7 protein-coding genes are annotated in these 10,065 nt (G+C 37.8%); 2 read left to right on the forward strand and 5 right to left on the reverse strand.

The window, feature by feature from the left end:
* The coding region (locus ACYPZI_RS15075) for a phospholipase D-like domain-containing protein (protein WP_459603058.1) at nucleotides 1-319 on the forward strand (319 nt) is incomplete at its 5' end.
* Nucleotides 320-600: 281 nt separating this feature from the next.
* Here ACYPZI_RS15075 and ACYPZI_RS15080 read toward each other — a convergent pair.
* The 5 genes from ACYPZI_RS15080 to ACYPZI_RS15100 all read right to left on the reverse strand — a co-directional run bounded on the left by ACYPZI_RS15080 (nucleotide 601) and on the right by ACYPZI_RS15100 (nucleotide 8,876).
* Entirely contained in the window at nucleotides 601-1,692 is a 1,092-nt protein-coding gene (locus ACYPZI_RS15080; protein WP_459603059.1) for a site-specific integrase, read from the reverse strand.
* A gap of 304 nt (nucleotides 1,693-1,996) precedes the next feature.
* Complete coding sequence (locus ACYPZI_RS15085; RefSeq protein WP_459603061.1) at nucleotides 1,997-2,509, reverse strand: DUF6913 domain-containing protein; 513 nt, start codon at nucleotides 2,507-2,509, stop codon at nucleotides 1,997-1,999.
* A 235-nt stretch (nucleotides 2,510-2,744) separates the two neighbouring features.
* Nucleotides 2,745-3,890 (reverse strand): galactokinase, encoded by a 1,146-nt coding sequence (galK, locus tag ACYPZI_RS15090; RefSeq protein WP_459603063.1) that lies wholly within the window; start codon nucleotides 3,888-3,890, stop codon nucleotides 2,745-2,747.
* Between the two features lie 1,020 nt (nucleotides 3,891-4,910).
* Nucleotides 4,911-6,908, reverse strand: coding sequence for an NAD-dependent DNA ligase LigA (ligA, locus tag ACYPZI_RS15095; protein WP_459603065.1), 1,998 nt, complete (start codon nucleotides 6,906-6,908; stop codon nucleotides 4,911-4,913).
* A gap of 234 nt (nucleotides 6,909-7,142) precedes the next feature.
* Nucleotides 7,143-8,876, reverse strand: coding sequence for a phosphoenolpyruvate carboxykinase (locus tag ACYPZI_RS15100; protein WP_459603067.1), 1,734 nt, complete (start codon nucleotides 8,874-8,876; stop codon nucleotides 7,143-7,145).
* Nucleotides 8,877-9,043: 167 nt separating this feature from the next.
* Between ACYPZI_RS15100 and ACYPZI_RS15105 the strand changes: the two genes are divergently transcribed.
* Nucleotides 9,044-9,799 (forward strand): ISAs1 family transposase, encoded by a 756-nt coding sequence (locus ACYPZI_RS15105; protein WP_459603069.1) that lies wholly within the window; start codon nucleotides 9,044-9,046, stop codon nucleotides 9,797-9,799.
* The last annotated feature ends 266 nt before the right edge of the window (nucleotides 9,800-10,065 follow it).

Here is a 10,065-nt window from a genome sequence, read left to right on the forward strand (position 1 = left end):
GGCCCAAATCAAGAAAGTACTTGAATGGTTGAAAGTTCCTCTGGAAGCAGAAGTTTCGATTACCGTCATTACCCGTCCAATAGAATCATACAAGAAACAAGAACAGATAAGAAAATGTATTGAAACTCTTCAACCAAAATTAACGATCATGCAAGAACCGGACATCTATCAGAAGTATATCATTATAGATAATCGGCTCGTTTGGTATGGAAGCATCAATCTCTTTGATTTTGGAAATTCGGATGATACCATCATGCGATTGGAATCAAGAGAGTTAGTAGATGAATTGAAGACCTCTAGCCGTAAATCTAGTTTATAGGCTAAAAACTTGTTTTTACGATGATTGAACAATTGTCGGATTCTATTTTGAAGGGAATTGTAGAGGATTTAAAAAGTATCTATCGAAGATTCTGAGAAATAATATGTATTTACATCAAAAAGAGAAAAGATTAATAATTGAGAGAATAATCTTTTTTTGCTTGCTTGATTCATAAAAAAGAATGCATATCTTTGCCTAAAGAGTTATTTGAATCTTTGAAAATAAAGCAGAACAAAGTATCCCGGTTGTTTCTAAATCGTTACCTGTCAAGAAAAAGAGAGTTATAACTTGCTTGTTTTCAGCCGAGAATAAAAATTCATGTGTCTTCTTATATGAAAGGAAAGCGTTTTTTCTATCCCGCAAAGCTTAGCTATCTCTTTCAGCAGTTTATTGATTTTCATTTGGCAATAGACATTGAATACCAAATCGCCATTTGAAAAATTCTTATACCTGTCAATAATCCGTAGCGGAATATCCAACAGTTTGACATTAAACGGGATACCTGTTTTCTGGCGGGACTTAGAAATCCATTGGCTACCGTCTTCTTCTGTAATAATTTCTTTCCAAGTTAGATTTTTTAAGTCAATGTAGGATATACCTGTGAATGAAGCAAACACAAACATATCACGAACAAAATTCAGATTTGGGGATTCAATCGGGGTAGAAATAAGCTGTTGAAACTCATCCGCAGTCAGAGAACGGATTTGAAACTCCGGTCGTGTCAGCTTGTAACCAAAAAACGGCGGGTAGTTGATTGAATTCTTGTGTAATGCCTTGCGTGATGCGGATAAAAGTTGAACAATAACACAATTAACCGATGCGGCTTTTAGTTTTCGTTCTACCCGCAAATAGAAGTCAAAATCTTCAATGAAAGGCAAATCTAATTGTGAAAGTGGAATATCCCTAACACTATATTTTTCTTTGAGGAAGCGTTTGAGATGCCTGTAGGTATTGACGTATTGCAGGTAACTTGACTGTTTTCGGTCAATACCAATCCTCGAATGAAACTCCTGCATAATTTCTTCAAACAGGACAAGCAAAGTTTTCTGCGTGCTTGCAATACCCTGAAAAGCGTTTTTTACTTCCTGCGCTGTAATTTTTCCTGTGCGTTTCAGGATTTCCGAATAATGGGAATGAATAGAAAGGTTAATTTTGTTGATTTCCCTGTTCAACTCGGTAGCAATCTTGCTTTTACCGGTTGCCCGCCCTGATTTGACATTCCAAAGTCTTTCATCAACTTTCAGTTTGCTGCTGAATTGGGCAATGCTCTTGCCGATGATGATTTTCCCGACAATCGGGAAAACCGGATTGTCATTGGCAACTCTTTTTTGTTCTCGTTTGAGGTAAAACGATACCTTTAAATTTTCGTTCATAAACTCACACTTTTGAAGTTATAAAATTACTTTATTTGTGAGTTATCTGAACAATGTAAACAGCAGACAAACAGCGTTATAGCAAGCCAACGGATGACACTGTTTTGCCGGATTTTGCTCTGTCCCGAATAGGTAACGGATAAGAAACGGAACGTTTGCTTTTTTATGCCGAAAACGGCATTTTAGCTAATCGGCAACGAAAGCCAACTGAAGACAAATCTGCTGATTTCTATTGGATTACCTTATTCTGCTTTTGGGTGCTTTTTTTGAGGTGGGTTTGCAAAATTACGAATAAATTTATACCCTAACATATATTGTTCAGGTAAAATTTTATTTGATCGTAAGTTTCCTTTAATGTTTCGTTTTCCTTTTTGAGGATAATAAAATCATATATTTTTCGATCCGGTTCAGATATACCTACGCAGAACTCAGAAGTATTTTGCGCTAAAAGGTATGTAAATGCATTGCTATGTGTTGTAGTTAAGTCAATCAGCGTATCATATGGCAAAGATTTAAATTCATCTATCACCGGGGATGATAATATTTTCAGAAGCGACATTTCATCCTGTCTAATTACTTTTACGTTAATAGGAAAAATAGTAATATCTGCATCTTTTTTCTGTGGATAGATTGTCCACATAATCACTTTCTTTCCTTTTTGTTCCAGATCTTGAGCAATCTGGCTGATAATTTCCCAATCAGAATATGAAAAGAATATCAGGACATTATGCATACTCTTCATGTTCTTCAGAGCATGCTTTCTTTTATTATTTTTAAAAGCAGAATCTATTTTCCTCTTTATCAAAAAATCAAACATAGATGCAAATCAATATTTTACAAATTTTATTATGAAGTTGTCTAGACTTTTCAACTTTTACCCTCTTTTGTCATTTTGAGGAACGAAAAATCTCCTTTTCGAGATGTTTCACTATCGTTCAACATGACAAAGAGGATAAGAAATGAGTAAAAAAGTCTAGTTTACAAAAAGTCTAGACGACTTCTATTGTATTTTTCTTTCAGAAAATAAATTCTGCCTCCTTCGGTTATTCTATTTATAATTTTCTGGCTCCGTCTTTAATTATAACATCATATACTTTAGGTTTGATCCTGAATTTCTGTTCATAGCTTTCTGTCGCCCGTTTAATGAACCCATCGTACAATTCATTTTTCACAAGGTTGATTGTACAACCTCCAAAGCCACCGCCCATTACACGAGATCCGGATACTCCACATTCGCGGGCTATGTCATTCAGAAAATCCAGTTCCTCGCAACTTACTTCATATTTTCGGCTTAGTCCTATGTGCGTCTCGTACATTTTTTTACCTACTGTTTCGTAGTCACCTGTTTCCAAAGCCGCACAAGCATCGAGCAAGCGTTGTATTTCTTCTATGACAAACTCTGCGCGGATATAGTCTTCAGCACTCACTTCATTAGCCACTTCTTTCAGCATATCGAGGTTTGCGTCACGAAGCAGTTCCACTTCAGGATGGCGTTTTTTGATGGCTGCCGCTACATTTTCACACGAATGACGACGTTTGTTATAAGCTCCTTCTGCCAAATTGTGGGAAACACATGTATTTACCAAAACCAAACGGTAGCCTGCCGGATTGAATGGTACATATTGATATTCTAACGAACGGCAATCCAGGCGAATCAATGAGCCTTCTTTTCCAAAGCAAGACGCGAACTGATCCATAATACCACATTTTACGCCCACATAATTATGCTCGGTAGCTTGACCTATCAAAGCCAGTTCGAAGCGATCCAAACCTAAGTTGTAAGTATCATTGATCGCAAAACCAAAACAGCTTTCCAGAGCAGCGGAAGAAGACATTCCTGCGCCAAGAGGTACATCCCCGGCAAATACGCAATCGAATCCCGGTACAGATTTACCTTTCTTGATTATTTCGCGACAAACTCCGTAAATGTACTTAGCCCATTGTTTTGCGGGAAGATCATTTTCCCCTAAACCAAACTCAGCGGATTCTTCCAAATCAAGAGCAAAAGCCTTAACTTTATCTGTTCCATTAGGTTTGATTTCGCAATACATAGCCTTATCTATAGCTCCCGGCAATACGAAGCCACCATTGTAGTCGGTGTGCTCTCCAATCAGGTTAATACGTCCCGGCGAAGTATATACAACGCCTTCTGTTCCATACAAGGATTTAAATTTTTCTTGAATTGTCTTTAATTCCATGGTTAATTTTTATTATTCTAGTTATTAAAAGGTTTATCTCATGTTTTTAACTAAAAAGTAACAAACTTCTACAGTTATCAGTAGTCGGTAGTCAGTAGTCAGTAGTGAGCGCTCAGAACTTAAAACTTAAAACTCATAACTCATAACTTTTTAACTCCTGCTTTTTTTTAACTAAAAAGTAACAAACTCCACACTCATTTTCTCATTTTTAAATTATCAAATTCGCTAATTATCAAATTAAAAATTTATCCCCGATAAGCAGGTTGACTATAAAAAATCCATAGGATTTTCATATCAATAGAAAATTGTATTCCTCTTTTCTACCCGAACGCCGTAGGTGTTCAACCCCTAAGGGGTTGCGAGGCCGGCCGGTTTACCTCTTTCTATTGATATGAATGCCCTAACGGGCAAAAATTACTCTCAACAGCCTCACCTCGGTTCTGCCCCGTCGGGAGAGGTATATTTTAACTAAAAAGTAACAAACTTCTACAGTTATTTTTTAGCTGTTAGCCCCTTGCTCGCGCGGCTACCCTCTTTGTCATCCTGACCGCAGGGAAGGATCTCGATCCCCGAGAGACAGGAGATGCTTCCTGTCGTCAGCATGACAAACCGGAATTTAACTAAAAAGTAACAAACTTCTACAGTCAGCAGTAGCCAGTTATCAGTAAGCAAGGCCTTTTCGTCATTGCGAACGGAGTGAAGCAATCCAGAGTATTGATTATTAATGGATTGCTTCGGGCGAACCCTCGCAATGACGTGCGACAGTCAACAATCAACAACTCGTACCTCGTATCTCGTCTACTCGTAACTGTTTCCAAAATGTAACAAACTCCACACTCAATTAGCTGTTAGCCGTTAGCTTATAGCCTTTGTCGCTTTGCGCCATTGTTGACTGTTGACTGTTATTGTCGCTTCGCACCATTTGCTAATCTGCTAATTCGCTAATTATCAAATTATCTATTATAGATAAAACTAACGCCGAACAATGTTTCACTTCTCATTTATCCGGATATTTTGTCATTATTTGAGCATTTCCAGCAAATCGTTTTCTCCAATAATTGTTATACCTAAACTTTTTGCTTTTTCTAATTTCGCGGGGCCCATATTATCACCCGCCAATACATAACTTGTTTTTGCCGAGATAGAGCCGCTATTCTTCCCTCCGTTCTGTTCTATCATAGCTTTATATTCATCACGGGAATGCTTTTCGAATGTACCGCTTATAACAATAGACAAGCCTTTCAATTTATCGGTTTGCAGGGACGTTATTGTTTCACTCAATTCAAATTGTATACCGAATCCACGTAGCTTGTTTACAACTTCTATATTGCTCTCAATACTAAAATGCTTTACAATACTTTGTGCTATACGATCGCCAATTTCGTCTACTTGTATCAATTCTTCGACTGGTGCAGCCATAAGCTTGTCTATGCTTGTAAATGCGTGAGCTAATTTTTTAGCTACAGTTTCACCGACATAACGAATCCCGAGTGCATACAATACCCTCTCATATGGTACAGAAACAGAATTGTGAATACTTTCTATCAGGTTTTTGGCGCTTTTTTCCGCCCATCGCTCCAAACGGGAAACGGTTTGCCAATCGAGGATATATAAATCCGCAACATTTTTCACCAGGTTTGCCTTATATAAGAGATCCACAGTTTCCGAACCACATGTAATATTCATTGCTTTGCGGGTACAGAAATGCTCTACACGACCTTTCACCTGTGGAGGACATGATGTATCGTTTGGACAATAGTAGATAGCCTCACCTTCATCTTTGACCAACGGTGTACTGCACTCAGGGCAATTCTTTATAAATTCGATTTTCTGGTCAAAAATATTACGCTTGGAAGTATCTACACTTGTTATTTTAGGTATAATTTCCCCTCCTTTTTCTACATATACCTGATCGTTGATATGCAGATCCAGAGAATTTATATATTCCTCATTATAAAGAGATGCTCTTTTCACCGTTGTGCCTGATAATTTAACAGGCTTCAAATTCGCTACAGGTGTCACTGCACCGGTTCTACCCACTTGATATGATACAGATTCGAGTGTTGTAACAGCCTGCTCTGCCTGAAATTTAAAAGAGATAGCCCAGCGGGGAAACTTGGAGGTATAACCCAGATTCCGTTGTTGGGTAAGCGAATTTACTTTCAGTACGATGCCATCGGTAGCCACAGGCAGGTTTTTCCTTTCTATGTCCCAATAGTTTATGTAATCGAGAATTTCATCCAATGTTCTGCATTTTCTTGTGGCGTCAGAGATCTTAAACCCCCACTCTTTAGCTTTCATCAGATTTTCATAGTGCCCGTCGGTCGGAAGGTTCTCACCTAACATATAATATAAGTAAGAATCCAGTTTTCGTGAAGCGACTATTTTCGAATCTTGTTGCTTTAAAGTTCCCGATGCCGCGTTACGGGGATTCGCAAAAAGGGCTTCTTCCTGCTCTTCTCTTTCTTTGTTCAACTTCTCGAAAACAGACCAAGGCATCAATATTTCTCCTCTAATCTCAAACTCCGGTGGAAAATCCGAGCCCCTCAGACTCAGCGGAATGCTGTGGATTGTACGCACATTTGCCGTAACATCGTCGCCTTGAACACCATCGCCACGGGTTACAGCCTGGGTTAACTTTCCATTCACATATGTGAGTGATATAGATGTGCCATCATATTTTAATTCGCATACTATTTCAAAATCATCATTCAGTCCCTTCTTTACCCGGTTGTAAAAATCGGTAAGCTCTTCTTTGGTATATGTATTTCCCAAAGACAGCATAGGATATTTATGAGTAACTTGTTTGAATGATTTGTTTATATCGCTTCCCACCCGTTGTGTAGGAGAGTTCGGATCGAAATATTCGGGATTCTGAACTTCCAGTCCGGATAGTTCTTTTAACTTTTTGTCAAACTCGAAATCGGAAATAGTTGGCGCAGATAATACGTAATAGTCATAATTATGTTTATTCAGTTCTTCCCTGAGAGCCTCGATATGTTGTTTAATCAAATCCATTTTTATGTCAAAAGAGTATATGCAAATATAAAAATAAATAGCTTAGAACCGGTAATTTTATGTATTTTTCAGAATTTGAAATTTATGTATAAATGAGGGTGTGTCAAAAGGTCTTTTACGCGTCATCGCGAGGGCGATAACCCGAAGCAATCCATTAATAATCAACACTCTGGATTGCTTCACTTCGTTCGCAATGACGGGAGTTCTATCTTTTGACACACCCTCATCTTATTATTATTCATTTATTAGAGTAAAGAGTTCTTCGGCAGCCTCTCTAGGACCGTCTTTTGCTCGTCCGTCGATGGCCAAAGAGGTATGTATCTCTCCTATTAATACACCTGCGTCTTTCATATCCTTGAAATAACTCCTCACAAGCTTTTCGGTAGCTTTACGCTCTTGTACCGGGCCAAACGGATTCGCGAAATATGATTTTACCAATCCTTTTTCTGTTGTTGTACCTTTAGCCTTCCGGGCCCCATCTTCGAATACAGTTATAGCTTTATCCAGATTGTCATATATAAGGATTTTCTTATCAGCCTCATTATAATTATTTGCATATAAGAAATAATCGACCGGATATCCCCTCGAGATTATCTCATATGTAGATATTGGGATTGTTACACGGGCATTGACCTTATCCATGTTGGTATAAACCCCTCTATCCAATTGAGCAAAAGCATATGCCGGATCAAGGTCGTCGACCCTGACAAATGCGCCAATTTCTGTACCGTATGCCTTTACCGAGCCATCTTCTTCTTTTTTCAGGTATCCCATATCGTCGAAAATGACACGCATATGGCGGATGTAGCTCTCGTTAAGGGTTCTGAAAGCTTCCAGACTTTCCGATTTGCCGGCGCCACTATCCCCCATTATAATAATATTGGATTCTGTACCATTGCGTAAAACAATATTTACCATAGCTCCATGTATCGGCAAGCATCCGTTTTCTATCTGTTTTACATTATGCAATGTCAACAGCATCTTTTTCATATAACCGAAATAGTCTATATCGTCGCAATAGTTTGCGTAGCCAATCAGTATATCATTCTTTTTGTCTTTGTAATAGAATGTTCGTTTTTCTTCATGCCCATCAGGATAGCCAAAGACATATATCATATTCGGTTTTCTCCCTATATATTCGTTTTCTGTAGCCAGTTCGAATAAATTGGACAACCCTATTCCATGTACCATAAAGTCTTTGTGAAAATAAACGAATGTGAGCATATGGCCTACTTTTACAGGAAATACAAACCAGTCGTCTTCGTTTAAAACAATATTCTCTAATGGATTTTGCTGATGTTCCTGGAAAATCCCATCTCTCGTATTTCTCTTTGTATACGATATGTATGGAGGTTGGAACACAACTGTACTTATGAAGGGTATTGAGGCTAGTCCTTTATATTCCATTGGGCAATTCCAATTTACATCATTCAATGTCAGGCCGGCATTTGCTCCGGCTATAGATTGGCGGAATATACGGGTTTCGTGACCGTTTACTGTAGTTTGGATTCTACGCCCGGTTGACAAAACCAATTCGTTGAACATTTCATTAGCCTGAATGAAACGTACATTTTGTAAACCTTCACCAAGACGGTTATTCCTTACTATAGTGTAGCGTTCTAACCGTTTCCAGTAAGCAAACAATAATTCGGTAACTTCTATGAATAAATCTTTATCTTCGAAGAATTTTGAATATTTATTGTCTACAGCTACGACTTCTTTTACTTCAAAAACAGTAAGTAGTTTAAGTACTTCTATGAATGAATCAACTAAGTCATCTTCGTTGCCAAAATGATCGATATAGAAATCATATATTACTACTTCATCTTTTTTTAACACTTGCTTAATAAAAGATTCGACTACACGCCGAAAACCATAGCTATTGAGAAGCTTTTGCTTGGTATCGCAATATTTCAACGTAAAGTTAATCATAACTCTTCCTCTCGAAAGCGTAAATTCATGTAACATAATGTTTTATATATGGTTAAATTAATACAAAAAGAGTAATTTCCTTTTTACGGATTAAACAAAGGTAAAAAATAATTTAAATTTATTGTTATTTTGACCAGGGTAAACGCATCAAATATTTGTTATTAATTCCGGAATAAGTACTGTCTTTCCGAAGAAAACGCTTTATGGAAAGTCCCCTTCGCTATTTTTCAACCCTTACGGACCCTCGTGTAGAAAGAACTCGCGAGCATGATCTTGAAGATATATTATTTATCGCCATTGCCTCTATAATTTGTGGAGCAGAAGGCTGGAATGAGATTGAAGAATTCGGCAAGTCTAAAGTAACGATAGACGCCATGGGATGCCAAAAGGATATAGCATCTAAAATCATAGAGAAAGAAGCTGATTACCTGCTGGCCCTCAAAGGCAATCAAGGAAACCTTTTGGAACAAGTAGAGGATTCTTTTCGTTTCCTGCCGATTCGTGATTCCAACGAAGAGCTGGATAGTGGGCATGGGAGAGTGGAAACCCGCAGATGCCTGGTTATAGATGACCTTTCCCTGATTGAATCAAAGAAAGAATGGGAAGGACTAAGAACTTTGGTAAAGATAGAATCGGAACGTTATATCAAATCCAGTGGTAAGACAGAGAAGGAAACCCGGCTTTATATCAGTAGTCTTGTGGCTGATGCTAAACTCATAAACCAATCCATACGCGCTCACTGGAGTGTTGAAAACTCGTTGCATTGGGTACTTGATGTTGGTTTCAATGAAGATAGAAGTCGCAAAAGAACCGGATTTGCTGCTCAAAACTACTCTTTATTAAACCGGATAGCTTTAAACCTGTTGAAAAACGACAAAATAACAAAAGTTGGTGTCAGAGGGAAAAGACTCAAAGCAGGATGGGACAACAACTATCTAATCAATCTGATTAAAAATTAGAGGCGTTTGCCCTGGGTGATCCATAACCATTGCTCCTTTTTTTCTATTTTAAATACTTTTTTAATAAATAAATATTTAAACAGGGTGATTTATGCCAAGTAGCAGTTAAAAAGTTATAAGTTTTAAGTTATAAGTACTCACTACTTACTACTTACTACTTACTACTTACTACTTACTACTTACTACTTACTACTTACTACTTACTACTTACTACTTACTACTTACTACTTACTACTTACTACTTACTACTTACTACTTACTACTTA

Source organism: Dysgonomonas reticulitermitis, assembly GCF_054601275.1.

Bases quoted from the DNA above. Each gene is read 5' to 3' on its own strand.
- ACYPZI_RS15080 (WP_459603059.1), bottom strand. From the start codon at position 1,692: ATGAACGAAAATTTAAAGGTATCGTTTTACCTCAAACGAGAACAAAAA.
- ACYPZI_RS15085 (WP_459603061.1), bottom strand. From the start codon at position 2,509: ATGTTTGATTTTTTGATAAAGAGGAAAATAGATTCTGCTTTTAAAAAT.
- galK (WP_459603063.1), bottom strand. From the start codon at position 3,890: ATGGAATTAAAGACAATTCAAGAAAAATTTAAATCCTTGTATGGAACA.
- ligA (WP_459603065.1), bottom strand. From the start codon at position 6,908: ATGGATTTGATTAAACAACATATCGAGGCTCTCAGGGAAGAACTGAAT.
- ACYPZI_RS15100 (WP_459603067.1), bottom strand. From the start codon at position 8,876: ATGTTACATGAATTTACGCTTTCGAGAGGAAGAGTTATGATTAACTTT.
- ACYPZI_RS15105 (WP_459603069.1), top strand. From the start codon at position 9,044: ATGGAAAGTCCCCTTCGCTATTTTTCAACCCTTACGGACCCTCGTGTA.